Below are 26,779 nucleotides of genomic sequence, written 5' to 3' on the forward strand. Positions count from 1 at the left end.
TGAAACACATTTAAGAGCTCATAATCAGTTTGTTAGTAAATTGATTATGAGCTCTTTGTTTATTAAATAAATGTTTTGCATATAATCAGAGAATTCTTGGATTGTTCGTGAAAATAAAAATAAAAGTTGCCGTTGACGAACGTTCATTTCTAAGGTATATTATACGAGCGGTCATAAATGTATTCACAGAATAGTATGGCGTGTAAAAAAATGTTGACTTTTTAAATTAATATCTGTATAATTAACTTAGTTGTCGATGCGACAGCAAAATGTTGATCATTGAAAACTGAATATCGTTTCGATGAAACAAATGTGTAGGGTCATCAAGCAATTTGCTTGATACAAAAACATTTGCGAAGTCAATTCGCTAATAAATTCGTTTAACTTCTGTTAAACAACAAAAAACAATGAGTTATACTCAAGCTTTTAAAATGAGAGTTTGATCCTGGCTCAGGATGAACGCTGGCGGCGTGCCTAATACATGCAAGTCGAACGCTTTGTCTTTAAATGAAATGACGAGCTTGCTCAGATTTGATTTTATCTGACAAAGAGTGGCGAACGGGTGAGTAACACGTGGGTAACCTACCTCTTAGCAGGGGATAACATTTGGAAACAAGTGCTAATACCGTATAATACCAACAACCGCATGGTTGTTGGTTGAAAGATGGTTCTGCTATCACTAAGAGATGGACCCGCGGTGCATTAGCTAGTTGGTAAGGTAAAGGCTTACCAAGGCCATGATGCATAGCCGAGTTGAGAGACTGATCGGCCACAATGGGACTGAGACACGGCCCATACTCCTACGGGAGGCAGCAGTAGGGAATCTTCCACAATGGGCGCAAGCCTGATGGAGCAACGCCGCGTGTGTGATGGAAGGGTTTCGGCTCGTAAAACACTGTTATAAGAGAAGAACGGCACTGAGAGTAACTGTTCAGTGTGTGACGGTATCTTACCAGAAAGGAACGGCTAAATACGTGCCAGCAGCCGCGGTAATACGTATGTTCCAAGCGTTATCCGGATTTATTGGGCGTAAAGCGAGCGCAGACGGTTATTTAAGTCTGAAGTGAAAGCCCTCAGCTCAACTGAGGAATGGCTTTGGAAACTGGATGACTTGAGTGCAGTAGAGGAAAGTGGAACTCCATGTGTAGCGGTGAAATGCGTAGATATATGGAAGAACACCAGTGGCGAAGGCGGCTTTCTGGACTGTAACTGACGTTGAGGCTCGAAAGTGTGGGTAGCAAACAGGATTAGATACCCTGGTAGTCCACACCGTAAACGATGAGTGCTAGATGTTCGAGGGTTTCCGCCCTTGAGTGTCGCAGCTAACGCATTAAGCACTCCGCCTGGGGAGTACGACCGCAAGGTTGAAACTCAAAGGAATTGACGGGGACCCGCACAAGCGGTGGAGCATGTGGTTTAATTCGAAGCAACGCGAAGAACCTTACCAGGTCTTGACATCCCTTGCTAATCCTAGAAATAGGATGTTCCCTTCGGGGACAAGGTGACAGGTGGTGCATGGTTGTCGTCAGCTCGTGTCGTGAGATGTTGGGTTAAGTCCCGCAACGAGCGCAACCCTTATTATTAGTTGCCAGCATTCAGTTGGGCACTCTAGTGAGACTGCCGGTGACAAACCGGAGGAAGGTGGGGATGACGTCAAATCATCATGCCCCTTATGACCTGGGCTACACACGTGCTACAATGGCATATACAACGAGTCGCCAACCCGCGAGGGTGCGCTAATCTCTTAAAGTATGTCTCAGTTCGGATTGTAGGCTGCAACTCGCCTACATGAAGTCGGAATCGCTAGTAATCGCGGATCAGCACGCCGCGGTGAATACGTTCCCGGGTCTTGTACACACCGCCCGTCACACCATGAGAGTTTGTAACACCCAAAGCCGGTGGGGTAACCTTTTAGGAGCCAGCCGTCTAAGGTGGGACAGATGATTAGGGTGAAGTCGTAACAAGGTAGCCGTAGGAGAACCTGCGGCTGGATCACCTCCTTTCTAAGGAAAATCGGAAACCTACACAGTCAACGAAACGATATTTAGTTTTGAGTGGTTAACATTCAAATATGGGGAATTAGCTCAGCTGGGAGAGCGCCTGCTTTGCAAGCAGGAGGTCATCGGTTCGATCCCGATATTCTCCATCGCAACCAAACGGTTGCTTATTAGTTCTTTGAAAACTGAATCATAATTGTAAATTTTTAAATTTATTTCAATTGATATTAATCAATTAAATTGAGCCGAAAAAATACACCGCGTAATTTTTTGAGTTTTTTAAATCAGTTTAAAATCGCTTGTGACCATTGAGTCACAATACTCAAACGAAATCATCAACGAGAGTTGATCGGTTAAGTTATTAAGGGCGCATGGTGAATGCCTTGGCACTAGGAGCCGATGAAGGACGGGACTAACACCGATATGCCTCGGGGAGCTGTAAGTAAGCTATGATCCGGGGATTTCCGAATGGGGGAACCCAACTTGTGATGCAAGTTATCGTTCAATGAATACATAGTTGAACGAAGGTAGACGTTGTGAACTGAAACATCTCATTAGCAACAGGAGAAGAAAGAAAAATCGATTCCGTCAGTAGCGGCGAGCGAACGCGGAGGAGCCCAAACCAGTGTGCTTGCACACTGGGGTTGTAGGACTACCGTTGTGGAGTTACAAATTTGTTTATTAGCAGAAGCAGCTGGGAAGCTGAGCGAAACAGGGTGATAGCCCCGTATGCGAAAGTAAGCAAACTCCCGTGTAGGATCCTGAGTACGGCCGGACACGTGAAATCCGGTCGGAAACTGCGAGGACCATCTCGTAAGGCTAAATACTCCCTAGTGACCGATAGTGAACCAGTACCGTGAGGGAAAGGTGAAAAGCACCCCGGAAGGGGAGTGAAAAAGTTCCTGAAACCATGTGCCTACAACAAGTTAGAGCCCGTTAATGGGTGATAGCGTGCCTTTTGTAGAATGAACCGGCGAGTTACGATAACATGCAAGGTTAAGGTGGAAAGACCGGAGCCGTAGCGAAAGCGAGTCTGAAATGGGCGTTCGAGTATGTTGTTGTAGACCCGAAACCAGGTGACCTACCCATGTCCAGGGTGAAGGTGCGGTAAAACGCACTGGAGGCCCGAACCCGTACATGTTGAAAAATGTTGGGATGAGGTGTGGGTAGCGGTGAAATTCCAATCGAACTTGGAGATAGCTGGTTCTCTCCGAAATAGCTTTAGGGCTAGCCTCGGAAGATAGCGTGTTGGAGGTAGAGCACTGTTTTGGTGCGGGGCCCATCTCGGGTTACTAAATTAAGATAAACTCCGAATGCCAATCACGTATGTCCGGGAGTCAGACAGTGAGTGATAAGATCCATTGTCGAAAGGGGAACAGCCCAGATCGTCAGTTAAGGTCCCTAAGTGTGTGTTAAGTGGAAAAGGATGTGAAGTTGCATAGACAACTAGGATGTTGGCTCAGAAGCAGCCACCATTTAAAGAGTGCGTAATAGCTCACTAGTCGAGTGATTCTGCGCCGAAAATGTACCGGGGCTAAACACACCACCGAAACTACGGGTGCCACATTAGTGGCGCGATAGGAGAGCGTTCTAAGGGCGATGAAGTCAGACCGTGAGGACTGGTGGAGCGCTTAGAAGTGAGAATGCCGGTATGAGTAGCGAAAGACAGGTGAGAATCCTGTCCACCGTATGACTAAGGTTTCCTGGGGAAGGCTCGTCCTCCCAGGGTTAGTCGGGACCTAAGGCGAGGCCGAAAGGCGTAGTCGATGGCTAACAGGTTGAGATTCCTGTACCAGGTGAACATGTTTGAACAATGGAGGGACGCAGAAGGCTAACAGAACCCAGCAGTTGGAAAAGCTGGGTCAAGCAATAAGTCTGAGAGTGAGTTAAATGCTTGCTGTCATAAGGACAAGTTGTGATGAGGACCGAAATCAAGTAGGGAAGTCTGTGATGTCACGCTGCCGAGAAAAGCTTCTAGTTAGTGTTTACCTGCCCGTACCGCAAACCGACACAGGTAGTCGAGGAGAGCATCCTAAGGTGAGCGAGTGAACTCTCGTTAAGGAACTCGGCAAAATGACCCCGTAACTTCGGGAGAAGGGGTGCTCAGCGCAAGCTGAGCCGCAGTGAATAGGCCCAGGCGACTGTTTATCAAAAACACAGGTTTCTGCAAAATCGTAAGATGACGTATAGGGGCTGACGCCTGCCCGGTGCTGGAAGGTTAAAAGGAGTGCTTAGCTTCGGCGAAGGTACGAATTGAAGCCCCAGTAAACGGCGGCCGTAACTATAACGGTCCTAAGGTAGCGAAATTCCTTGTCGGGTAAGTTCCGACCCGCACGAAAGGCGTAACGATCTGGGCGCTGTCTCAACGAGAGACTCGGTGAAATTTAAAGACCCGTGAAGATGCGGGTTACCCGCGACAGGACGGAAAGACCCCATGGAGCTTTACTGTAGCTTGATATTGAGTGTTTGTGCAGCTTGTACAGCATAGGTAGGAGCCGTAGAAATCGGGACGCTAGTTTCGATGGAGGCAAACGTGGGATACTACCCTCGTTGTATGAACACTCTAACTCACACCACTAAGCGTGGTGGAAGACAGTGTCTGGCAGGCAGTTTGACTGGGGCGGTCGCCTCCTAAAAGGTAACGGAGGCGCCCAAAGGTTCCCTCAGAATGGTTGGAAATCATTCGTAGAGTGTAAAGGCACAAGGGAGCTTGACTGTGAGACTTACCAGTCGAGCAGGTACGAAAGTAGGGCTTAGTGATCCGGTGGTTCCGCATGGAAGGGCCATCGCTCAACGGACAAAAGCTACCCTGGGGATAACAGGCTTATCTCCCCCAAGAGTCCACATCGACGGGGAGGTTTGGCACCTCGATGTCGGCTCATCGCATCCTGGGGCTGTAGTCGGTCCCAAGGGTTGGGCTGTTCGCCCATTAAAGCGGTACGCGAGCTGGGTTCAGAACGTCGTGAGACAGTTCGGTCCCTATCCGTCGCGGGCGTAGGAAATTTGAGAGGAGCTGCCCTTAGTACGAGAGGACCGGGGTGGACGTACCACTGGTGTATCAGTTGTTCCGCCAGGAGCATCGCTGAGTAGCTATGTACGGATGAGATAAACGCTGAAAGCATCTAAGTGTGAAACTCGCCTCGAGATGAGATTTCCCATTCAGTAATGAAGTAAGACCCCTCAAAGATGATGAGGTAGATAGGCTAGAAGTGGACGTGCGGTGACGCATGGAGCGGACTAGTACTAATGGTTCGAGGACTTAACCAAGTAGCAAGTGGTGTAAGGCAAAAAAGCAGTTATGATTCAGTTTTGAGGGAACTAAGTTCACTCAATTAGAAACGTGTCGTGATGATGGCACTGAGGTCACACCTGTTCCCATACCGAACACAGCAGTTAAGCTCAGTTACGCCGAAAGTAGTTGGAGGATCGCCTCCTGCGAGGATAGGACATTGCGATGCATATGGACGTTTAGCTCAGCTGGGAGAGCACCTGCCTTACAAGCAGGGGGTCACAGGTTCGAACCCTGTAACGTCCATTGGTCGCATGGTCTAGCTGGTTATGACGTTCGCCTGTCACGCGAAAGATCACGGGTTCGAGTCCCGTTGTGACCGTTTCAATTAAGTATTACATCATATCATAGGGGTATAGTTTAGCGGTAGAACAACGGTCTCCAAAACCGTCGGCGGGGGTTCGATTCCCTCTACCCCTGCCATGGCGGTAGTGGTGAAGTGGTTAACACACCGGTTTGTGGTTCCGGCACGCGTGGGTTCGATCCCCATCTACCGCCCTTTAATGATGTAGTATTTAATATGATGCCGTTGTGGCGGAATTGGCAGACGCGCTGGACTCAAAATCCAGTTCCCGCAAGGGAGTATGGGTTCGACCCCCATCGACGGCATTAGTATGGTCCCTGATAGTCTTTTTATAGGCTCTTAGGGATTTTTGTTTTATAAAGAACCGTTGTTACTAATATAAGGAAATCAAGTGAAGTATTAAAACAAACGAATTTTTAAAGATAGCACTGATGATTAATTTATTTTTGACATATGTTAGATTAGTTATAATTAATTAGAATATATTTTTTTTAGAAAGGAACAGAATAAATGACAAATAAACCAATCACTAGTGAGACGCATCAACAGTTAATGGTAGATTTTAGTGTAGCTGGTCCTCAAGTTGGTGAAAAAAATATTTCTTTATCGGATGGATTTTTAGTACGTGATGAAAATAATGAGGAAAAGAATTATTTTCATTGGGACGTTATTCGTCGAGCTGATGAAACTTATTGGTCACCTTTAGATGGTGATCGCAAAACGCTATATGACATCACGGCGTACAAAATTAAAAGTAAAGAGACGAATCAGTGGCTAACCATTGCTGAATGGTTTTCTGCTGATAAATTTTAATAATAAATAAGAAAAGTATTAAACAACATTTATTTTGTTGACATAATTATATTGCAGTATTTTAACATGTAAAAAGGGGACGTCAATCTACCAAATGATGAGGTAGATTAACGTCCCCTTTTCAGATATAACACACTAATCGCTCAGTCAGTTTTATGATTATAAATGAATCTAATCAAGCGTTGACATAAGATGATGACTAACAGAACGGTACCAATTAGAAAGCCGTATTTCGCAATTTGATGACCTGGTGTTTGATAGCGCAGGACAATGTGATTCGTGCCAGCTTTTAAAGGTATTCCAATAAAACCTGTACCTAATGCCACTAATCGAGATGAATGATCAACTGCAGTCCAACCTTTACTATATGGAATGGTTGTTGCTAATATACTTGCCTTTTTCACTTTAATTGTTGTTGATAATTGATTATTTGTTAATGTGTATTTAGGTGCAGTTTTTTGGATTGTTTTAGCCACTTTATTGAATCGATAATCAGTAGGAATAGCCTTAACTTGTACATCAAAACTATATTCACCAACCTTGCTAAATGTTAATGGAATGAATGTTTCTTTCGTTGTATCATTTGCTTGTCCAAGATTGAGCGTTACTTGCTTTTGTGGATTATAAAATGATAAGTTTGATTGACCTGTTTGAGTGAATGTATTCGTTATATCATTATAAGTTGCAGTTAACGTATAACCCGTTATTTCTTTACCAATACTACTAAAGTGATGCTTATACCAATTCCACGTAAAAGCTTTCTCATTATAGCGACGATCAATAAGGTTTTGTTCATTTTGACCATTTTGTTGATGATCATAACGGTATTTTGTTAAAGCAATCTGTTGTTGTTGTTTGATATTATACGGATGGAAATGAATGTTAGAAAGTTCCAAATGTAGCTCAGTGCCAGCTAAATCTTTAGAAGGACTGAGATAAAAACCAGCTGGTAACCAATCGGAATTCGTTTTATAAGTCATATGTAACTTTTTAGTCGGTGACTTAGTTAGATTTGTCCGAATTGGTGCTGTTTTAACTGATTTTGCAAATTGTGAATGTTGTTTGGTGCGACTATTCTTGACGACAATACTGTCTGCTAAACTAGCCTCCTTAGTTGTTGGTGATAGCTTATCATAGTCAGTTTGACTGATTTTATACTTTGGAAAATATAATAATGGGTAAGCATTTTTAGAATGTACAAGTGATTGACCATTAACAACTTGATTTGCAACGACCTGATATGAATAAGGGGTCAGAGAATTTGGATTCTCATAGCGATCCGAAACGCCCAATACATTACTAAGAACGTCACGAGAGTCAAGATTACCAGTAATATCATTAGGATTGGCAGTATTAATCGCAAGTTTTGCGAGTCCGGAACCTACAGCACCATTTTGCAAGGACCAATAACTTTCGATATTATTCAACGGTCCAATAATAGGTAAGTTGGTTGCCGGTGCAATACCGGTTGCATTATTTAATTGATTGTCAACATAAGCTCTTGTGAGCGCTTTTGTTTGCGGTTTTAAATATTGATGTTGTTGTTTGATTAGTGTTTGAACAACTTGATTAGACAGTGAATCAGTCGTATCTGGATTGGTATTATTTGTGTGATTGCGGATAGTTAACAAGAAAATATTCGACAGAACGAGTACAACTAACCAAATTGGTTTAAAATGTGGTGTCGACTGGGTTAACCATAAAACAATGATCGTCACAAAATAAATAGCAATCATGACGCCATAGCGATTATTTAAATTAAAATTACTAATAATAAGTAATGAAAAACTAGCAATTAAACCAACAATGAAAAAGTAGAGATAGTCACGCTTTGAAAGATTGGCTAAATCATTAAGCATTTGCAACAATATAAAGCTTGCCGGTAATAAAATTAGGAATAACCAGCGATTAGAAGGTGAGGAACCGCCATTTAAAATAGCAGCAAAAGCTGGTAGACAGACACCTATTGAACAAATAATCCATAGATAATTAAAATAACGATATTGATGCCAACGACGTAAACTAAAAATAATTGCCATGACACTTAGTGCGCTAAAACCACCAGTTAACCAAAATGATGGTGTTGTCAGGTTAGCAATTAAATTTCCCGGTAACGCAAAGTAATAGTATAAGGGATAAAGGGTGAGACCATTAGCCAGTTCATTATTTGAACGTGCAGAACTAAAGACTGCATTCACACTAGGAATGAACAATGGACTTGCTAGTAAACTACCGATTATGCTAGCGAGTAATACCTTAAAATGTGTTGTCCACTTCGTCCATGTATGATGATAAAATTGATAGCCGACCCAGAATATTCCTAAGCCAATGACCATCATAAATGCGAAATAAAAATTGTTCCAAAGTGTCCAAAAAATCATGACAATTAAGAAAATATAATTTTGTTTTGATAGTGCATAATCCATTGCTAAAATAAGCAATGGGAAAATGATTAATGGATTAATGAAAAAGGGATGTTCAAAAACGGCAAAGGCTGTATAACCAGAGAACACATAACTAAAAGCGGCTAATTGATACTGCCAAATAGGTCTTTTTTTGAACCAATGATGGGCAGCTACTAAGAAGGCCACACCAGCAAGATATAACCTGACAATAATCATGAAGTTGTAATAGTTTAATAGATGTGATTTAGAAATAAAGGCAACGCCATAGCTAAAAATATCACCTAGTGTATAGTAGGAAAAAGTTTGATAATAATCTGCCCCTAAACCGAGTTGCCATTGCCAACTTGTCGGTAAATAATGGTTATGAATAATATCTTTTAAATCATTTTGCCAGTGTACTAAGGCTGGCACATGTTGGGCAATACCATCAGATTGCCAAACTAATGAAGTATCAGTCAAATAATAGGGCATAAAAATAAATAATGCGATAATAAAAAAATAAATTGTATAGGTAATAAGTGATCGATAAGACCATTTAAGATGCAATTGCATGTTTGATACCTCCAGAAGACTATCCAAGATATTATATCATTTCCAAGAATAGCTTATGAAAAAAATACACAAAAATAAGCGACAAAGTAGTTTTTAAAAAATATATTAAATAATTAAGAGTAAGTGTGTAACCGTTTACAGATTGCATAACTTAGTCTATAATTAGACAAGTACAAGTATGGATTGTACTTGTGTCACTATTATATAAATAAGGAGCGTGGCAATTATGGTAAATTTCATTATTGCTAGTCATGGTGAATTTGCTGTGGGTATCCGACAGTCAGGTCAAATGATTTTTGGGGAGCAAGAAAATGTGCAAGTTGTAACATTTATGCCCAACGAAGGTCCAGAAGATTTGATGAAAAAGTTTGAGGATGCACTTGCAACATTTGAACCTGAGGGACAGGTCTTGTTCCTCGTTGATTTGTGGGGTGGATCACCATTTAACGCTGCATCTCGTATTCAAGCTTTGCATGAAGATCGTATGGCGATTATTACAGGCTTGAACTTGCCAATGTTAGTAGAAGCTTATGGGGCACGTTTTACAATGGAAACGGCTGCTGAGATAGCAAGTTACTTGATGCCAGTTGCAAGAGATGGTGTTAAAACCCTACCTGAGACGGAGGAAACAACAGCAACGACTGAAAATACTTCAGAAGATGCACAACCTGTTGTAGAGGCTGGTGATGTGAACGAAGTCATTCACACGGGCACGGCAACGATGGATGTTCGTTTGGCACGTATTGATTCACGTTTGTTGCACGGACAAGTTGCAACGGCATGGACTAAGACGGTAGCACCAAACCGAATCATTGTTGTTTCAGATAGTGTTGCAAAAGATGAATTACGTAAGACTTTGTTGACGCAAGCGGCACCGGTTGGTGTCAAAGTAAACGTTGTGCCCATTCAAAAGTTGGTTGATGTTTGGGATGATCCACGTTTTGCATCTGTTAAGGCACTATTATTATTTGAAACACCACAAGATGTCGCAAAAGCGGTTGAAGGTGGCGTAAAGTTAAATGAAGTTAACATTGGATCAATGTCTCATTCAGAAGGCAAGCGGATGCTAACAAATGCTGTTGCTGTTGATGATGAGGATATTAAGACATTGGAATACCTACGCGATAATGGTGTGACTTTCGATGTTCGTAAAGTACCAGCTGATCAAGGTAAAGATGTCTTTGACTTGTTGAAGAAGTCATAATTTGTTTTTTAATTTATTAGAGAAATTATTCGGGAGGATAACGCATGATTTCAGCGTTTTTCGTAGTTCTATTTGCATTCCTTGCTGGAATGGATGGAATTCTAGATCAATTCCAGTTTCATCAACCACTAGTTGCTGCCACATTGATTGGGTTGGCAAATGGTCATGTAACTGAGGGTATTATTCTTGGTGGAACATTACAAATGCTTGCCTTAGGATGGATGAACATTGGGGCAGCTGTTGCACCAGATGCGGCATTAGCATCAGCTGTATCAGCTTACCTTGTTACTGGTCCAGCACAAGTTAGTGTTGATACTGGTATGGCGATTGCTATTCCATTGGCTGTTGCTGGACAAGTTTTGACAATTGGTGTTCGTACAATTACAGTTGCTTTAGCTCATATTGCTGATAAGCAGGCTGAAAAGGGTAGTTTACGCGGTGTTGAAACTGTTCACTGGTCAGCCTTAGCATTACAAGGTTTGCGTATTGCAATTCCTGTTATTATCGTGATGGCCGTGGGTGCTGGTCCTGTTAATACTGCTTTGAACGCAATTCCTGATGTTATCACAAAGGGATTGGCTGTTGCTGGTGGCTTTATCGTGGTTGTTGGATATGCCATGGTTATCAACATGATGGCAACTGCTGAACTATGGCCATTCTTCTTCTTAGGATTTGCATTGTCAGCAGTTACAGAATTGAATTTGATTGCAATGGGTATGATTGGTCTTGTACTGGCCTTGATCTATCTACAACTATCACCAAAGTTTAATGGTGGCGGTTCAGGCAAGGGTGGTTCAAACAGTTCAAATGGTGATCCAATTGATACCATTTTAAATAACTATTAGGCTTGGAGGATAGTACATCATGAGTGAAAATGAAAAAAATGAAGTTCACTTGACTAAAGGTGATCTAGTTAATACTTGGTGGCGTTCAACTTTCTTGCAAGCTTCTTGGAATTATGAACGTATGCAAAACGTCGGTTGGGCATTTTCAATGATTCCCGGTATCCGTCGTCTGTACAAATCAAAAGAAGATCGTGCAGCTGCATTGAAGCGTCACTTGGAATTCTTTAATACGCATCCATATGTCGCCTCACCTATTTTAGGTGTTGAGCTTGCCATGGAAGAGCAACGTGCAAATGGTGCCGAAATCAATGATGAAGGTATCAACGGTGTTAAGGTTGGAATGATGGGGCCTTTGGCTGGTGTTGGAGATCCTATTTTCTGGGGAACGATGCGTCCTGTCTTAGGCGCTTTCGCTGCTGGTATGGCCCAAACAGGGTCAATTTTGGGACCAATTATCTTCTTTGTGGTATGGAATTTGATTCGTATGTTGTTCCTATGGTATACCCAACAATTGGGTTACAAAGAAGGAACAAATATTACACAAGATTTGGCTGGTGGTGCTATGCAAAAGATCACCACGGGTGCTTCAATCTTAGGTATGTTTATCATGGGTGTGTTGGTTCCTCGTTGGACAACCATGAACTTCCCAATGGTGATGTCTAAGGTTAAGGTCCAAAGTGATGCGACAGCTGGTGTACCAGGATTGGCTAAGGCAATCAACAATGGTGATGTTTCAGCTTCACAAATTGCTGATGTTGTAACAAAGATTCAAGGTGGTCAATCATTAACAGCTTACAAAGTGACGACATTACAAGATACATTGGATCAATTGTTGCCAGGTTTGGCACCATTATTGTTGATGTTCATTGTACTTTGGTTACTACGTAAGCGTGTATCAGCAATTACAATTATCTTCGGATTGTTCATTGTTGGTATCTTGGCATACGCCTTTGGCATTATGTCATAAACCAATTTTCAATAAATTTGATAAAATAAAAGATGAGGTCGTTATCATAACTGCCCCATCTTTTTTATATAATCTAGGAGAAAAAAATGGTTCAGGCATTAAATACAAAAATAAACTTATCAGGTAATGCAAATGCATTGATGTCACCAGTTAATATTCAACAAGGCAAAATATATTATGGTGATCGTGGGATAGAATTTCGAGCAAACATAGGTGGTGGTTTTATTCAAATTCCATGGCAAAATGTTGAAAGTATCAGTATGGAAATTATGATGAAATTTTATTACCGTGGTTATTTCATCAAAACAACAGATGGTAAAACTTTTGAATTTGTTGGTGGTAAAGCAAAACAAGCACTTGAGATGTTTAGAGAATATCTAAAACCTGAGCAAGTTTTACGACGTAAGGGTGTTTTGGAACGAAAACGCAAATGATTTGTGTTAAAATGAGCAAATAGGGGGATTGGTTAATGAAAACATTGAATTTGTATGTTGTACGCCATGGGAAGACGTATTTTAATCGTTATAACAAGTTACAAGGTTGGGGTAATTCACCATTGGTTGATTCGGGGATTCAAGATGCACATACTGCAGGTCAAAAATTAGCGCAGGTAAAATTTAAAGCAGCTTATAGTTCGGATACAACTAGGGCAATGGATACAGCTAAAATTATTTTAGACGAAAATAAAAATAGTCGTGATATTCGATTAATTACAGATGCAAAATTTCGAGAAGAATTTTATGGTAGTTTTGAAGGTTCAAATATGGACGTCGCTTGGACAAATGCAGGTGCACCAGTGGGTTTAAGAACGTATTCAGAAATCGTTGATCATTATGGTGTTGATAAGACGAAAGATTTATTAAAAGATGCTGATCCATGGCACGATGCAGAGAATAGTGATGAATATTGGGAACGCATTATGGCAGGATTAAAGCGTATTTTGATCAATCCAGTGTTAGATGATGGTGACAATGTTTTATTAGTTAGTCATGGTAATACATTAATTTCATTAGCAGATCGTTTTGGTGAGGGGAAAATCCAGGTACATGAACGGCCAGCTAATGGATCAATTTCACAAATGGCGTTAAATAAGGCAGGGTTAACGATCCTATCCTATAATAACCAACCTGTACAGGACTAAATTAGTGATAATTGTTTTTGATTCTATTAACATAATGCAGGACACTATTTGAAATATGGTGTCCTGCATTATTGTATTTGTTATGCAATTCGGCATATCTTTTTATGACGTGCTATACTTATTCACGTTTATAAAAGGAGGGCAGTATTGTGACCCGTAAGAAAAAATTACCAATAGGGACTGCAATCGTTGTTGCAGGGTTATTAATTTTACAACAGACCGGCTTCATTAAACTTGATGATTTATCAGGTTCACAACAAAGTCAGTCAGCACCGTCATCCAGCGTTACAACAAAGATACATAGTAAAGATGGCGTTAATTATGGGACAGTAGCTGATGAACATCCAAGTGAATCATTAGCAAAAACAGTTTTAACACCAGAAATTAAGAAACAACTAAAAAGTAGTCAAGTTTCATATAACCAATCAGGTGCGTTTATTGTTAATAACAATCAGACAAATTTAGATGCGTTAGTTAAGGTTGCACCTTATGTGCAATTATCACAATTGGATAGTCATGAACGTCCAGGCATGGCCAATGCATTTTTAAGTAAAAGTTCACGTCAATACCAATCTCGTTCAGAAACAGGTAATTCACAAACCGTTAATCCAGTGGGCTGGCAACAAGTAACAATTGGTGGACGATACCACACATTGTATAATCGTGGGCATTTAATTGGTTATGCATTAGCTGGTAATATTCGCTCATTCGATTCTTCTGAAGCGAATAAACAAAATATTGCGACGCAAACAGCATGGGCCAATCAATCTTCAAATGGAAATTCAAAAAATACAGGTCAAAATTATTATGAAACACTTATACGTAGAGCATTAGATCGTCATCAAAATGTTCGTTATCGAGTGACGCCACTTTATAGTGATAACAACTTAGTACCTTCTGGTAATCATTTGGAAGCAAAGTCAAGTGACGGGAAGCTACAATTCAATGTCTTTATTCCTAATGTACAACCCGGAGTTGAAATTAATTATGCGACTGGGGCTAGCACAACGATAAATTAGAGAGATGCAAATTTTCATATAGATTATGGTTACTTTAATATTTATATTGTAAAAGATGATGTGTAACTAATATATTTGGAGGGTATAGTTATGGAAAAAGAACAACAATTATCAATTTTAAAAGATCTAGTTGCGATTACATCAGTCAATAATAATGAGCGACAGGTTGCTGATTATCTGAAACAATTATTTGATTCTGTGGGTATTATTAGTACCGTTTTACCGCTTGAAAATTCTCAATCGCGAGCAAATTTGGTTGCAGAAATTGGTTCGGGGAAACCAGTATTAGCTGTTTCAGGGCATATGGATGTTGTATCCGTTGATCCAGATAATTGGACAACTGATCCATTTGAGATGACTATTAAGGATGGTAATATTTATGGGCGCGGCACAACGGATATGAAAGCTGGGTTGGCAGCTTTAGTTATTGCAATGATTGAATTAAAGCAAAGTGGTGACAAAATTCCTGGGACGATTCGTTTGTTAGCAACGGCCGGAGAAGAAGTTGGCATGCCCGGTGCCACAGCATTAAAAGCACAACATTATATGGATGATGTTGATGCCTTATTAATTGCTGAACCATCAAGTGAATATCGCGCCATATTTGCTAATAAAGGTGAACTAAATGTGACTGTGAAATCTGTCGGTAAAGCAGCTCATAGTTCTATGCCTTATTTAGGAAATAATGCTGTTGAGCATTTGATTGATGTATTGCAAATAATTAAGACAAAATTAGCTGACCAGATAGCCAATATTAAGAATGATGTCTTAGGTGATACTGTTATCAACATTGATACAATTCATGGTGGCGATCAGGTTAATGCAATTCCTGCATTGGCTACGGCAGAAATTAATATTCGTACAATTCCTGAGTTTGACAATAAAAAAATTTGGGGAAAAATTCAGCAGATTGTCACAAAGTATAATACAGAGAGTACAGGACAAATTTCAGTGAGTGCTGATATGGATGTGGTGCCAATCGTAGGTAATGCAACTTCTAAATTAATTTCTGATATTCAACGAATTGCAGAACCATTTATTTCTGAAGATAAGATGTCCAAAGAAGAAATGTTACAAATGATGTCAGATGCTAAGAGTATTGGTATCGATGATTATCAAGTTGGAAAAATAATGACATTAGGTGTTCCTGGGGGAACAGATGCTAGCCAATTTTTAGTTGACCAACCTGTTGGTTTTGATTACGTTATGTATGGTCCGGGTAATAATACGCCACATCAGGATAACGAGTTTGTCCCTGAATCTCAGTATTTTGATTTTATTGAAATTTATAAGCAACTATTTAAAGAGTATGGGGCTCGTTCGTAATCAAAATAAAATTGGACGTAGAAATCTGTAAAATAGTCATTTCTTCATATCATTAAAATATAAAAAAGTCCGCAAGATTTGAAAAATCTTACAGACGATAATTGACTAACAGTTATAATGTGAAATGTCAGCGTTTAAAACGTTGGCATTTTTTTGTTTAATATCTAGCGATTGTATTTGAACTTTTTCTAGGAATTTGGACGATTGATACCGTAATTCTGATTAATACCTAAGTCGTCATTTGTCATTAATTTTACAACAAAGTCAGCAATACTATTAATGGCAATGTCATGACCGCCAAAAGGCTCACCCTTAGTTGTCAATTCATATATTTCCGAACCATGATCAAACCATCCCGGGCGAATAATGGTGTAATTTAGTGATGAATTTTCAATGAGGTCGGCAGCTTGACGATACTTTTTTAAAAACGGATTCTGATCAAGATTGCCACTTTTGCCAATATTAGCAGGTATTTCATTATAAATACCCATTGATGCAATAAAAATAATGCGTGAAACTTGTGCTTCTTTCATGACGGATATAATGTTTTTAAGATATGTTGGTAAATCACCACTTAATGCGATAAAAACGATGTCTTGGTTTTGCATGGCTTTTAGTAGTGATTCTTTATGGCTAACATCACCACTAATTTTGGTTTCTCTATCACTATTAATTGTTAGTTGGTTAGCGGTTCTAGCAAATAAAGTGAGATGATCATTTGTTTTTGTTAATAATTGTTGACGAGTAGCTTGACCGATAGTGCCCGTGGCGCCGATAATCAGAACATTTTTCATAACATAAACCTTTCTTTCTAGTTATTTGTTTGCATAAAGAATACGCTTAATATACACCTTAGAGTGAACTTCAACACAAGTTAACTTAATTGAAAATTTTATTCAAGAAACATGCGTATTATTTGTATTTTGGTCATGTCTATGCATGTGAATTATTAATACCAAAATATAAGGGAGTGTAGGTTAGTTACTAATATTCTGATTGGTTGTCATGGATAATTGTTAAAACAAGGCTTCTTAAACATAGCTAATTGCTTTGTGTTATAAATAAAATGGTTAAAAACAAAAAGTACGACGACAAATTTGAAAATGAAGGGTACTTTGAAAGTTAAAGTAAAAACTTAAGGTTCAGAGTACCCCTAAAAATCGTTTTCGGTACGAAAGATTGTGCCTTATTTATCAAAGAGTTCAGTTTTCAAAGATTTTAAAATATCATTTGGAGTAATGACTTTTTGATGCAAAATTGGCTTATCAAATAAAGTCAACACCTGATTGGGAATGTCTGTATTTGTTTTACTCGACAAGTGCGTTAATGCATCGGCACCTTCAACTACCTTTTCACCAAGCGCTGATAAAATAGTTTGTGGAAATTTATATGGGCTTGCAGTAGCGGCTAATAGAGTAGGAGTTTCTTGATCACTAATCGACTGATACACATAGCGTCCAACAGCAGTATGAGGATCAATCAAATAATTGGTTTGATCAAATACTGACGAGATTGTATCACATACTTGCTCTTGTGTTGCGAAATGAGATTTGAACTGCTGTAAGTTACGACGTGTGTCTTCGAACAATCGATATTGACCATCATCGGCCAATGCTCTCATATATGATTTAACTTCTGAAGTGTTACGGTTACTAGCAAAATATAGTAAGCGCTCCAAATTACTTGACACTAAAATGTCCATCGCTGGCGCATTTGTGACTTTAAAAGGGCGCCTGCTGTCATAAACACCAGTATTAAAAAAATCTGTTAAAACATTGTTTTCATTTGAAGCAACCACAAAATCATTGACAGGCAAGCCTATCTGACTCGCATAATAGGCTGCTAAAACATTGCCAAAATTACCGGTTGGCACGACGATATTGATTTTATCCCCAACTTTGATGTCATTTTGTTTAATTAGTTGTGCATAGCTGTAAAAATAGTAAACGATTTGTGGCACCAGTCGACCAATGTTAATTGAATTTGCTGACGAAAAACGCATGTGATGATCAGCTAGTTCTTGAATGAGTTTTTGATCACTCAAAAGGGCTTTAACTGCTTTTTGTGCGTCATCAAAATTGCCAGTGATTGCTGTGACATGAGCATTTTTACCCGTTTCACTGATCATTTGTTGACGTTGAATATCACTGACACCAATTTCTGGATAAAACACCACAATTTCTGTATTTGGTACATCTGCAAAGCCACTCATAGCAGCTGTTCCAGTGTCACCAGAAGTTGCAGTCAAAATAACCACCTTGTCAGTGCTTGCTTGCTTTTTCGCTGCAGTTGTTAGCAAATAAGGCAACGCTTGAAGTGCCACATCTTTAAAAGCTAATGTCGGTCCGTGAAACAATTCGATATAGTGCAGGTTCTTTTCCCGATGTAAAGTGATAATTTTCTCATTATCCCATTGATCACCATAAGCTTGACAAATAATATAATCTATTTCTGATGCGCTGAAGTCGTCAAAAAAGGCATCAAAAATTTGCGTTGCAATTTCCGCATACGTTTGATGACTAAGTGTGTCCCAATCGACTGATATTTCAGGCCATGATTTGGGTACATAAAGACCACCATCTGGCGCAATACCATTCAATATAGCTTGACTAGCAGAAACTGCGGGTGCTCCACCACGTGTCGATATATACTGCATTTCATTAAGTTCCTTTATCATTAGTTTAGTTTATTATAACAAATCCATTTATTTGTGACTTTAAAAATGATAAAATTATAAGATGTTAATTACAATACGTTAATTTATCGAACATTAATTATAAAAGGAAAGAAATATGGAAATTGGAATTGGCCTCTTTGGACTCGGTACAGTCGGCACAGGTGTCGTTAAAATTTTACAACAAAATGCACAACAAATTACTGAACGAACTGGTGCGAAATTGGTCGTTCGTCATGCTGTTGTGCACAATTTAAATAAACAGCGAACCGGCTTTGCTCAAGATTTTCCAATTACTGATCAGCCATCTGACATTTTAAATAATCCTGATATTCATATCGTTGTGGAAGTCATGGGTGGTATCACAGAAGCCTACGATATTATCAAGCAGGCGATCACTGCTAAAAAGCATGTTGTGACTGCTAACAAAGACCTTATTGCTAGTCATGGTCAAGAGCTTGCTAATTTAGCGAATGAAAATGGTGTAGACCTCTATTATGAAGCGGCTGTTGCTGGCGGCATTCCAATTTTGCGAACACTTGCAACGAGCTTTACTGCCGATGAGATTACTCGTGTCGCTGGTATTATTAATGGCACAAGTAATTTTATTTTGACACAAATGGCATCAAATGGTTTGACATACGAGGATGCTCTGACTTTGGCACAAAAAAAGGGATTTGCTGAAGCTGATCCTACTAACGATGTCGCTGGTTTTGATGCCGCTTATAAGCTGATTATCCTTTCAAATTTTGCATTTGGTATTCAACCAGTTCTGGGGGATGTCAGTATCAGTGGCATCACAAACTTAACAGATTTAGATATTAAAGATGCTAAGAGCTTTGGTTATGGCATCAAATTGCTTGGTGTTGCGCAACGCGTTGGCGACTCAAATGACGCTATTAGTATTGAAGTTGCACCTTACCTAGTACCTTTTGATCATCCATTAGCAACCGTTAATAATGAAAACAATGCCGTTTTGGTTAATGGTGAATCCGTAGGTGAAGTCATGCTTTATGGGCCAGGTGCGGGTGAAATGCCAACAGCTAACTCGGTTTTAAGTGATTTGACAAATATTGCCACAAACTACATGCCAGGGAAACCATTTAACACATTTAATCAAAATCTTGATTTAGCTAAGCCATCTCAACGTGTAGCACGCCGATTTATAATCATTGATGTGGCTGATACACCTGGTGCAATGTATTCCGTAACAGGTATGTTCACTTCAGCAAAAATTAGTTTCACTGATTTAAAACAAACACCTGCCCAAAATGGTTATGCCCGACTTGTTGCGCTCACATATCCTGCATCGGATGCACAATTAAATGTTATTAAAACAACTATCCGCAATGCAGATGGTATCAATTTAGTTTCGGAGTACAAAATTTTTTCATGATTACAATAAAAGTACCAGCCACTAGTGCCAATATTGGTCCGGGATTCGATTCTTTGGGCGTGGCTTTAAACCTATATTTAACACTTGAAATTCACGAACAGACAGCTACTTGGGAAGTTTTTCATGATTATGGCGATAGCATGCCCACTGATCAAAATAATTTTATTGTCTCAACGGCATTACGGATTGCGCCTTTGCTAAAACCACATCGCTTAGTTGTAAAATCAGATATTCCACTAGCTCGTGGTCTTGGATCTTCTTCATCAGCTTTGATTGCAGCTTTAACAATGGTTAGTATCCTAGACAATAAGCAATATACTAAAGAAGATTTACTTCAAATTGCCACCAAATTAGAAGGACATCCGGATAACGTTGCGCCGGCTATATTTGGTGGTGCTGTTGCCGCATATTATGATGGTACAACTGTCTTTCACACACCATTGCATTTTCCAAAGTCATTAAGTTTTGTCACTTTCATACCGGATTATCAACTATTAACAAAAAAAGCACGTGCGGCCTTACCAGAGACTTTATCCTTTAAACAGGCTGTTGCTGCAAGTGCAATTAGCAATACCCTGGTTGCTGCATTAGCTGGTAATGATATTAGCACTGCACGACACTTAATTGAACAGGATCAATTTCATGAAGAGGCGCGAGCATATCTTGTGCCAGAACTGACAGTTATTCGTCATATTGCCCATCAGCAAAACATAATTGGTACTTATTTGTCAGGTGCCGGTCCAACTGTCATTTCTGTTGTTGACGAAACGGAGGCTAATCAGTTAATAACGGCCATTAATTTGGCTAAGTTGCCTGGAAAAACATATCATTTACATACTGATTTAACCGGTAGGATAGTTCAAATAAAGGATTAGGAGGATGCGTGTCAATTAGTGCGCTATTTCATTATGAAAGTTTCAAAATTTGGTGGATCATCTTTAGCTGATGGTCAACAACTAAAAAGAGTTTTTGATATTATCCGAGATGATTCAGAACGTAAAGTAGTTGTGGTATCTGCGCCTGGGAAACGGTTTAAAGATGATACGAAGGTGACTGATTTGCTTCTCAGTTACGCTAAAGCAACAATTGAAGACACAGACGCAACTGACATAATTGAATCTATCAAAGAACGTTATCACGCAATCGGTAACTATTTTGATTTACCAGACCACGACTTAACTGATTTAGATGAACAGATCAATCATTTGGCAACCAGACATTATCGATCTTTTGATTATTTATATGCTGCGTTCGCTGCTCATGGTGAGTATCTGAATGCACAATTAGTAGCGAAGGTTTTTACCCATTTAGGTGTCCCATCAAGATTTATTGATCCAAAAGAAATTGGGCTATTGGTCGATGATAATGCGCGCCAAGCAACATTTGACACAACGTCATACGATACGATTTCTGAACTTGATTTATCAACATCAGAGCGCTTAATTGTGCCAGGATTCTTTGGCTATACTAAAAATGGTGATATGGCAACTTTTTCACGAGGTGGATCAGATATTACTGGTGCAATTATGGCGTGTGGTTTGCGAGCTGATTTATACGAAAACTTTACAGATGTCAGTGCAATTTACGCTGCTGATCCCAATATTATTGACAAGCCAGCTGCGATTGAGCAAATGACTTATGATGAAATGCGTGAATTGTCTTATGCTGGGTTTGCAGTATTTCATGATGAGGCAATTATGCCAGCCATTCAGGGTAGCATACGTATTAATATCAAAAATACCAATGAACCGGAAGCGCCGGGAACATTTATTGTACCACCAACTGAAGTTCAGCAATCACGTCCAGTAACTGGTATTGCGAATTCGAATCGTTTTGCAGCACTATATCTCCATCGTTATTTACTAAATAAGGAAGTCGGCTTCACTCTAAAAATTCTTGAAATCCTAAAGCGTTATCAAATATCTTATGAACACATGCCATCAGGTATTGATGACTTGACAATCATTTTTGACAAGACGCTCTTAACGCAAGAACAGATAGATGGCATGATGGCTGATATTGCATCAGAAATTAAACCTGATACACTGAAATGGATTCCTAGCTACGGTATTATAATGGTCGTTGGGGAAGGTATGCGCAATCGTATTGGTGCACTGGCTGAAATTGTATCGCCATTGAAAGAACATCATATTAGTCTGCAAATGGTTAACCAAGGTGCCAGTGAAATATCAATTATGCTTGGTATTCAACCTGATCTGTCAGATCGGGCCGTTAAAGCAATTTATGAAAATATAGACTGCTGGTAAAATTGTACGGATAGTTAAAACTAGTCAACGTCATGATATTTATCATAAGAAAAAGAAGCGTGCACAAAGTGTCGAAAATGATGTTAACAGTAACATTACAACCAGTGAAAACTTGAAAGCTCACAAACTGGCGCTGTTAGCAAAATAAAATTAATCCCCACTGGTCATTGAGGTGTACTCCGAAAGTGAAAGTTAAAGTAAAAATTTTACTTTTTGGGTATACCTCACATTGCGACTGGTGGGCTTTTTTGTGTTTTCTATCTATAATAACAGCAGATAGAAAATCAATCAAATTGTATTGATAAACAAAAAGTCTGTTGAGCGACTAAATTGATAATCGTTCAACAGACTGAAATTGCAAACAAACAAATCAAAAATGAATTCGGCACTAATTCGGCACTAACTCCAACTAAAACGTTGTTATATCAATGTTTGTAGCGTCTTATAAATGAACCCGGGGACTAAATATATGCACATTAACTAATTGACATAAACGGCTTGAAATGTTGGTGTATAGCGGTTTATTAATATTATCGTAAATGTTAAATTCTTGTTTTGTCCCACAAAATCCCGATGCTTCTTAAAATATTTGCCACTAAATTTGCCACCACTATTTTATAAATTATTAAGTAATTTAACTGATTTATCAGCTTCACTATGTCTTGTGGTTTGTAATAAGTGTGTATATATATCTAATGTCATAGTAATTGACGAATGTCCTAATCTTTCAGAGACATATTTTATATCAACGCCTTGGGACAATAACCAACTTGCATGAGTATGTCGTAAACCATGCATGGTAATTATCTTAGGAGATTTGATTTCTTTCAATATTAATTTCAATCTATCATTTGCTGATTTGCTTGTAATGGGATATGAAGATTCAACATTCGTGAAAACGAAATCAGTGTTGTTGTGAGTTGGTGACCATGATTTTAAATCAATAATTAGATTAGTTGGTACGTCAACAACACGATTAGATGTTTTATTTTTTGTTGGTTTTATTTTATGTGTTACTTGATCCCACGCTTTATTTATTGAAATAGAGTTCGAGGTAATATCATTCCACGTTAGAGCAGAAACTTCTTCATAACGCATACCAGTATTTAAAGTAGTAACAATCATCATGTCGCTGGTGTTTCTTTCAAATATAGGAATACTATTAATATAATTAATCAAAGCTTTCATTTGTGTTTCTTCTAAGAATTTTAATTCTTTATTTTTGCCGTCTTTACCTGTATATGTAAGTCCAGCCGTGGGGTCTTTTGATATTAGTCCGTCATAAGCGGCGTCACGAATTGATTGAGTCATATATGTTTTAATACGTTTAACTGTTGAAAACGAGTAAATAACAGCCAAGTCGTTTAAAAATTTTTGAAGTACTGGACGAGTCAACTTATCAAGCGATACATTATTCAAATATTTTGTAAAAACGCCGTAGGCAAATTTGTACCACCTTTTTTGAGCATCAGTAGCGTTAGTTTTATATAACTCACACCATAATTTAAAATAATCAGGAAACAATTGCTTGCTATCAATTGTAAATTGGTTAGTAACTTTGTCTGATTCCTGCTGCTTTATCCACGATCTAGCAGCACTTTTAGTTTTAAAACCGCCTTTACTTTTTCTTCTATATTTACCTTTTTCTTTATAAGACACACGGGCTAAGTATTTAGAGCCACGTTTTTCAATATCAGCCATATTAATTTAAACCTAACCTTTCATGTAAAAAATTTAACAGTTTAAAGACGTGTCTAGGTCTGGTATACTAGATACGTTAAATTAAAGCGCATAAAACCGCTTTGTTAATATTCGATTGCACGTACACATCTGTTTGGCGACGGGAGTGTGCGTGTTTTTTTATTTGTCTAATTTAAATCAATAGTCCAATTATTTGAATTATCATAAGCGTTAGATACAAATTGCAATTTGTCAGAAGTGACTGCCTGGCCTATCAATGTCCCTGTCATTGAAGCGTTCGGACGAAGAGAACCGCTTTCTAACATATCAGAATAAATATCATTACCATTTTCATCCAACATCATTGAGCCCATGTCAGTTTGTTTACCGTTGTCATCTAGCTTATAGTCATATTGATTGTAATCAAGAGTTTTAGTTCCCTTGTTAGTTAATGATACGTGGACAACAACGAATTGTTTTCCAGCATCTAAATCATCATATTCACCGCCATCCTTGAATTCAACAGAATCAACTTTTACGTTCATGCCGTTTCTTTGAGAAACAGTATCGCCAACGTTAAATGTTTTGTTTTCTTCGCTATGCGAACTGGCTTTCGATGAGGATTTACTACTTGATGAATCAGCCTTGTTAGTTGCTTGCGTGTCGTTTTTTCCAGCTGCATCATCAATTGCATTTGAATACATTGACTGTGTGCCCAAAACTACAACAAATGCAATTACTGAAAAAATAGTACCAAGCCATGCTAATAGCTTTTTATGTTTGCGATTAATTAATAGTGCAACTAGCCCTAAAATCACACCAATAACAGCTAAAACTGCTGCAAAGTTATTAACAATTGGCACCCATGACAAAATCAATGCAATTACCCCAATTACGATTGAAATAATACCCAATACCTTTTTCTCTGGTAACTTTTCCATGAGAAATATACTCCTATGTCAGCTTTTAACGTGGTTCAGATTTGCACGTATGTGTACCACCTTGTATAGGCGATTTATTCATAAATTAAATCTTTAACTAATGGTTCAAACCAACTAGGTAAGTTGAACTCGCTCATGAAATCTGACCAATTACGATATTCATTTGGCGTATCGATATAAACTAACCTAGCAATCATACGAATAGCACGTTCGTTAGTTTTTCTTTCCTCTTTGTTCTTGATGTAAGGGGAAAAAGTGTATAAAAACGATGGCTGTGAAAATTCAATATGACTTATTTCGTGAGCTAATCTAAAAACCACACTAATAGTTGAATTGTAATTTCTATTGATATTAATGATTTTGGTATTGCAAAATGCAACATCAGGGTCATTTGAATGTCCTGGTATATCTGTAATTGTAATACCATCCCTGTCAGCGACGCTTAATAGCAAGCTGAATAAATCTTCATGCATATACTATTTATCGTTCCCTTTCATGGTTTTAAGCATTGCAAGCAATGCTTTTTTATAATCTTCTGATAGTGGTTGACCGTCAAACATAGCCATGCCTTCATCTGATAACAGCTTATCTAAATCTACTGGTTCATCACTAGTAGATTTTTTATTTGTGCGTATCTCATCAGTGTTTCCTAATAAGTAGTCTACTGAAACGTTTAGTACATCAGCTACTGCTTTAACAGTTGCATACTTAGGCTCTACACCTTGATTGTACCTATACAAAGCGTTTTCTGATAATCCAGCTTTTAAAGCTGTTTGTTTAAGATTTAAGCCACGTTCACTGGCTATATTTTTAATTCGTTCAAACGTTGTCATTTTTAATATCTCCGCATTTGAATAAACTAATTACACAAAATAACACAAATGTCTTTACAAGATACACAACAGTGTTATATACTTAGTTCATCAAGTAATTGAGCAACAAAAAACAGACCTAAAATAATCAAAGCTTTGGCGAGCGGATATTGATACATAGGGTTTCTGTGCTTGTTTTTCTATGCCTTTATTGTACACAACTGTGTAAATAATTGCAACAACTTGATAATAAATAAACAGAAAGGGGCAAAAGAAAAGGCCTCCTAAAAAGGAGACTTTTAATTACTCACCACAATTGGCTAAGAGTCCAGAGAAACCATTCCCAAATTTTATAAATGATTGGTAGCAGGAAATTATCAAACAAAGATTTTAAAAACGGATTAACGACACAAATTTCCAAAAGTTTTTTAACAAGATATTGAATGAATTTTGAAACATTTTCCCAAGTGATTAGATGCTTAGTTTTTGTTTCTATGGCGGTAGGAACTACTACTTCTTCATCAATTAAATCATTCGGTTCATCAATAGTAATTTCATTTTGTGAGGCTAGCAAACTCATTTTATTTATTTCAACAATTTGTTTACTAAAGTTGGTTATTCGTTCTCTTTGGATTTTAGTAATTGTCTGCATTGTAGATTGTGAAAACAAGTGTTGGTAGTTTTTATCAATCTGTTTATATGGAATTGACTTTATAGATTCATTCATCTGTTTACTCATGTGAGCAATAGTTTTTTGAATATATTTAGTCATCTCATCAATCATTGGACGTAATGATTCAGCAAATTTAGTTATAAATTGCATAGAATCAATCGTTTCGTTGTAACTCATATATACACCTCCTTTCTATAAGAGATGTATATATTTTATCAAAAATAAACAAAGGAGGTTGCACTATGACTGCAACAACATTTGAAGAAGAGCAAGATGCTCAAAAAATTAAAATAAAAAAGCGCATTAAAAATGAGCTTATGGACAGAAATGATATGACACAAGGTGAATTAGCCGAGTTAATTGGCGAGGGTGTCAGTCAAACCAATCGAGCAATCAACGGCGAAAATTCACCTAAATCAAAGACCATTCGTAAGAAAATATTCACGTTGTTTAATATCACAGATTTATAAGGAG

The 26,779-nt window shown here is 38.6% G+C and carries 20 protein-coding genes, 6 tRNA genes and 3 rRNA genes; 21 read left to right on the forward strand and 8 right to left on the reverse strand.

Annotated elements, in window-relative coordinates; genetic code table 11:
- Window positions 1-427 precede the first annotated feature (427 nt).
- The 10 genes from ACSKY2_RS09545 (at window position 428) to ACSKY2_RS09590 (ending at window position 6,403) form a co-directional block, all read left to right on the forward strand.
- Window positions 428-2,003, forward strand: a 16S ribosomal RNA gene (locus ACSKY2_RS09545).
- Window positions 2,004-2,073: 70 nt separating this feature from the next.
- Window positions 2,074-2,146, forward strand: a tRNA-Ala gene (locus ACSKY2_RS09550).
- Window positions 2,147-2,348: 202 nt separating this feature from the next.
- A 23S ribosomal RNA gene (locus tag ACSKY2_RS09555) occupies window positions 2,349-5,264 on the forward strand.
- A gap of 74 nt (window positions 5,265-5,338) precedes the next feature.
- Window positions 5,339-5,455, forward strand: a 5S ribosomal RNA gene (rrf, locus tag ACSKY2_RS09560).
- The 16S, 23S and 5S rRNA genes sit together here with 6 tRNA genes alongside, the layout of an rRNA operon.
- Window positions 5,456-5,459: 4 nt before the next feature.
- A tRNA-Val gene (locus ACSKY2_RS09565) sits at window positions 5,460-5,532 on the forward strand.
- Window positions 5,533-5,534: 2 nt separating this feature from the next.
- Window positions 5,535-5,608 (forward strand) — tRNA-Asp (locus ACSKY2_RS09570).
- 27 nt (window positions 5,609-5,635) lie between these two features.
- Window positions 5,636-5,709, forward strand: a tRNA-Trp gene (locus ACSKY2_RS09575).
- A gap of 2 nt (window positions 5,710-5,711) precedes the next feature.
- Window positions 5,712-5,784: transfer RNA gene (locus ACSKY2_RS09580), tRNA-His, on the forward strand.
- Between the two features lie 27 nt (window positions 5,785-5,811).
- Window positions 5,812-5,895: transfer RNA gene (locus ACSKY2_RS09585), tRNA-Leu, on the forward strand.
- Window positions 5,896-6,100: 205 nt separating this feature from the next.
- Window positions 6,101-6,403 (forward strand): hypothetical protein, encoded by a 303-nt coding sequence (locus ACSKY2_RS09590; protein WP_489839940.1) that lies wholly within the window; start codon window positions 6,101-6,103, stop codon window positions 6,401-6,403.
- A 143-nt stretch (window positions 6,404-6,546) separates the two neighbouring features.
- On the opposite strand, the gene ACSKY2_RS09595 is transcribed toward ACSKY2_RS09590, so the two are convergent.
- Window positions 6,547-9,360 (reverse strand): YfhO family protein, encoded by a 2,814-nt coding sequence (locus ACSKY2_RS09595; RefSeq protein WP_489877588.1) that lies wholly within the window; start codon window positions 9,358-9,360, stop codon window positions 6,547-6,549.
- A 226-nt stretch (window positions 9,361-9,586) separates the two neighbouring features.
- On the opposite strand from ACSKY2_RS09595, the gene ACSKY2_RS09600 reads away from it, so the two are divergent.
- From ACSKY2_RS09600 to ACSKY2_RS09630, 7 genes are all read left to right on the forward strand, one after another.
- Complete coding sequence (locus ACSKY2_RS09600; protein ID WP_489877589.1) at window positions 9,587-10,564, forward strand: mannose/fructose/sorbose PTS transporter subunit IIB; 978 nt, start codon at window positions 9,587-9,589, stop codon at window positions 10,562-10,564.
- A gap of 44 nt (window positions 10,565-10,608) precedes the next feature.
- Window positions 10,609-11,409: a PTS mannose/fructose/sorbose transporter subunit IIC gene (locus ACSKY2_RS09605; protein WP_489839937.1), complete on the forward strand. Its 801-nt coding sequence runs from the start codon at window positions 10,609-10,611 to the stop codon at window positions 11,407-11,409.
- A 19-nt stretch (window positions 11,410-11,428) separates the two neighbouring features.
- Entirely contained in the window at window positions 11,429-12,376 is a 948-nt protein-coding gene (locus ACSKY2_RS09610) for a PTS system mannose/fructose/sorbose family transporter subunit IID (protein ID WP_489839936.1), read from the forward strand.
- An 86-nt stretch (window positions 12,377-12,462) separates the two neighbouring features.
- Window positions 12,463-12,810 (forward strand): DUF956 family protein, encoded by a 348-nt coding sequence (locus ACSKY2_RS09615; protein WP_489877590.1) that lies wholly within the window; start codon window positions 12,463-12,465, stop codon window positions 12,808-12,810.
- 35 nt (window positions 12,811-12,845) lie between these two features.
- Window positions 12,846-13,517, forward strand: coding sequence for a histidine phosphatase family protein (locus tag ACSKY2_RS09620; RefSeq protein ID WP_489877591.1), 672 nt, complete (start codon window positions 12,846-12,848; stop codon window positions 13,515-13,517).
- 149 nt (window positions 13,518-13,666) lie between these two features.
- Window positions 13,667-14,536: a DNA/RNA non-specific endonuclease gene (locus ACSKY2_RS09625; RefSeq protein ID WP_489877592.1), complete on the forward strand. Its 870-nt coding sequence runs from the start codon at window positions 13,667-13,669 to the stop codon at window positions 14,534-14,536.
- A 90-nt stretch (window positions 14,537-14,626) separates the two neighbouring features.
- Window positions 14,627-15,862, forward strand: a complete 1,236-nt coding sequence (locus ACSKY2_RS09630; RefSeq protein WP_489877593.1) for an ArgE/DapE family deacylase — start codon at window positions 14,627-14,629, stop codon at window positions 15,860-15,862.
- 188 nt (window positions 15,863-16,050) lie between these two features.
- On the opposite strand, the gene ACSKY2_RS09635 is transcribed toward ACSKY2_RS09630, so the two are convergent.
- The gene (locus tag ACSKY2_RS09635) at window positions 16,051-16,656 is read right to left on the reverse strand and encodes an NAD(P)H-binding protein (protein WP_489839931.1); all 606 of its coding nucleotides are present in this window, start codon (window positions 16,654-16,656) and stop codon (window positions 16,051-16,053) included.
- Window positions 16,657-17,048: 392 nt separating this feature from the next.
- Window positions 17,049-18,518, reverse strand: coding sequence for a threonine synthase (gene thrC / locus ACSKY2_RS09640; protein ID WP_489878207.1), 1,470 nt, complete (start codon window positions 18,516-18,518; stop codon window positions 17,049-17,051).
- A gap of 136 nt (window positions 18,519-18,654) precedes the next feature.
- On the opposite strand from thrC, the gene ACSKY2_RS09645 reads away from it, so the two are divergent.
- From ACSKY2_RS09645 to ACSKY2_RS09655, 3 genes are read left to right on the forward strand one after another with little or no spacing between them, the layout of a single operon-like run.
- Window positions 18,655-19,932, forward strand: coding sequence for a homoserine dehydrogenase (locus ACSKY2_RS09645; RefSeq protein WP_489877594.1), 1,278 nt, complete (start codon window positions 18,655-18,657; stop codon window positions 19,930-19,932).
- A complete protein-coding gene (thrB, locus tag ACSKY2_RS09650; RefSeq protein WP_489877595.1) occupies window positions 19,929-20,807 on the forward strand; it encodes a homoserine kinase in 879 nt (292 codons plus the stop codon). The genes ACSKY2_RS09645 and thrB overlap by 4 nt, the downstream gene beginning before the upstream one ends.
- Window positions 20,808-20,840: 33 nt before the next feature.
- Entirely contained in the window at window positions 20,841-22,199 is a 1,359-nt protein-coding gene (locus tag ACSKY2_RS09655; RefSeq protein ID WP_489877596.1) for an aspartate kinase, read from the forward strand.
- Window positions 22,200-22,814: 615 nt separating this feature from the next.
- On the opposite strand, the gene ACSKY2_RS09660 is transcribed toward ACSKY2_RS09655, so the two are convergent.
- The 5 genes from ACSKY2_RS09660 to ACSKY2_RS09680 form a co-directional block, all read right to left on the reverse strand.
- Window positions 22,815-23,900 carry a site-specific integrase gene (locus ACSKY2_RS09660; protein WP_489877597.1) on the reverse strand — a complete coding sequence of 362 codons (1,086 nt, stop codon included), beginning with the start codon at window positions 23,898-23,900 and terminating at the stop codon, window positions 22,815-22,817.
- Between the two features lie 167 nt (window positions 23,901-24,067).
- On the reverse strand, window positions 24,068-24,820 hold the full coding sequence (locus ACSKY2_RS09665) for a DUF4352 domain-containing protein (protein ID WP_489877598.1): 753 nt from the start codon (window positions 24,818-24,820) through the stop codon (window positions 24,068-24,070).
- A gap of 74 nt (window positions 24,821-24,894) precedes the next feature.
- Complete coding sequence (locus ACSKY2_RS09670; protein ID WP_489877599.1) at window positions 24,895-25,293, reverse strand: hypothetical protein; 399 nt, start codon at window positions 25,291-25,293, stop codon at window positions 24,895-24,897.
- A gap of 3 nt (window positions 25,294-25,296) precedes the next feature.
- The gene (locus ACSKY2_RS09675; protein WP_489877600.1) at window positions 25,297-25,653 is read right to left on the reverse strand and encodes a helix-turn-helix domain-containing protein; all 357 of its coding nucleotides are present in this window, start codon (window positions 25,651-25,653) and stop codon (window positions 25,297-25,299) included.
- Between the two features lie 286 nt (window positions 25,654-25,939).
- Complete coding sequence (locus tag ACSKY2_RS09680; RefSeq protein ID WP_489877601.1) at window positions 25,940-26,482, reverse strand: hypothetical protein; 543 nt, start codon at window positions 26,480-26,482, stop codon at window positions 25,940-25,942.
- Window positions 26,483-26,547: 65 nt separating this feature from the next.
- Here ACSKY2_RS09680 and ACSKY2_RS09685 point away from each other — a divergent pair, with 65 nt between their 5' ends.
- Window positions 26,548-26,775 carry a helix-turn-helix domain-containing protein gene (locus tag ACSKY2_RS09685; RefSeq protein WP_489877602.1) on the forward strand — a complete coding sequence of 76 codons (228 nt, stop codon included), beginning with the start codon at window positions 26,548-26,550 and terminating at the stop codon, window positions 26,773-26,775.
- Window positions 26,776-26,779: the final 4 nt, after the last annotated feature.

This window comes from Weissella sp. ESL1156 (assembly GCF_058505625.1).

Excerpts from the sequence above, each read along its gene's own strand:
- ACSKY2_RS09660 (WP_489877597.1), bottom strand. The coding sequence starts at position 23,900 with ATGGCTGATATTGAAAAACGTGGCTCTAAATACTTAGCCCGTGTGTCT.
- ACSKY2_RS09615 (WP_489877590.1), top strand. The coding sequence starts at position 12,463 with ATGGTTCAGGCATTAAATACAAAAATAAACTTATCAGGTAATGCAAAT.
- thrB (WP_489877595.1), top strand. The coding sequence starts at position 19,929 with ATGATTACAATAAAAGTACCAGCCACTAGTGCCAATATTGGTCCGGGA.
- ACSKY2_RS09645 (WP_489877594.1), top strand. The coding sequence starts at position 18,655 with ATGGAAATTGGAATTGGCCTCTTTGGACTCGGTACAGTCGGCACAGGT.
- ACSKY2_RS09630 (WP_489877593.1), top strand. The coding sequence starts at position 14,627 with ATGGAAAAAGAACAACAATTATCAATTTTAAAAGATCTAGTTGCGATT.
- ACSKY2_RS09600 (WP_489877589.1), top strand. The coding sequence starts at position 9,587 with ATGGTAAATTTCATTATTGCTAGTCATGGTGAATTTGCTGTGGGTATC.
- thrC (WP_489878207.1), bottom strand. The coding sequence starts at position 18,518 with ATGCAGTATATATCGACACGTGGTGGAGCACCCGCAGTTTCTGCTAGT.
- ACSKY2_RS09680 (WP_489877601.1), bottom strand. The coding sequence starts at position 26,482 with ATGAGTTACAACGAAACGATTGATTCTATGCAATTTATAACTAAATTT.
- ACSKY2_RS09685 (WP_489877602.1), top strand. The coding sequence starts at position 26,548 with ATGACTGCAACAACATTTGAAGAAGAGCAAGATGCTCAAAAAATTAAA.
- ACSKY2_RS09675 (WP_489877600.1), bottom strand. The coding sequence starts at position 25,653 with ATGACAACGTTTGAACGAATTAAAAATATAGCCAGTGAACGTGGCTTA.
- ACSKY2_RS09665 (WP_489877598.1), bottom strand. The coding sequence starts at position 24,820 with ATGGAAAAGTTACCAGAGAAAAAGGTATTGGGTATTATTTCAATCGTA.
- ACSKY2_RS09655 (WP_489877596.1), top strand. The coding sequence starts at position 20,841 with ATGAAAGTTTCAAAATTTGGTGGATCATCTTTAGCTGATGGTCAACAA.
- ACSKY2_RS09635 (WP_489839931.1), bottom strand. The coding sequence starts at position 16,656 with ATGAAAAATGTTCTGATTATCGGCGCCACGGGCACTATCGGTCAAGCT.
- ACSKY2_RS09610 (WP_489839936.1), top strand. The coding sequence starts at position 11,429 with ATGAGTGAAAATGAAAAAAATGAAGTTCACTTGACTAAAGGTGATCTA.
- ACSKY2_RS09590 (WP_489839940.1), top strand. The coding sequence starts at position 6,101 with ATGACAAATAAACCAATCACTAGTGAGACGCATCAACAGTTAATGGTA.
- ACSKY2_RS09605 (WP_489839937.1), top strand. The coding sequence starts at position 10,609 with ATGATTTCAGCGTTTTTCGTAGTTCTATTTGCATTCCTTGCTGGAATG.
- ACSKY2_RS09670 (WP_489877599.1), bottom strand. The coding sequence starts at position 25,293 with ATGCATGAAGATTTATTCAGCTTGCTATTAAGCGTCGCTGACAGGGAT.
- ACSKY2_RS09595 (WP_489877588.1), bottom strand. The coding sequence starts at position 9,360 with ATGCAATTGCATCTTAAATGGTCTTATCGATCACTTATTACCTATACA.
- ACSKY2_RS09620 (WP_489877591.1), top strand. The coding sequence starts at position 12,846 with ATGAAAACATTGAATTTGTATGTTGTACGCCATGGGAAGACGTATTTT.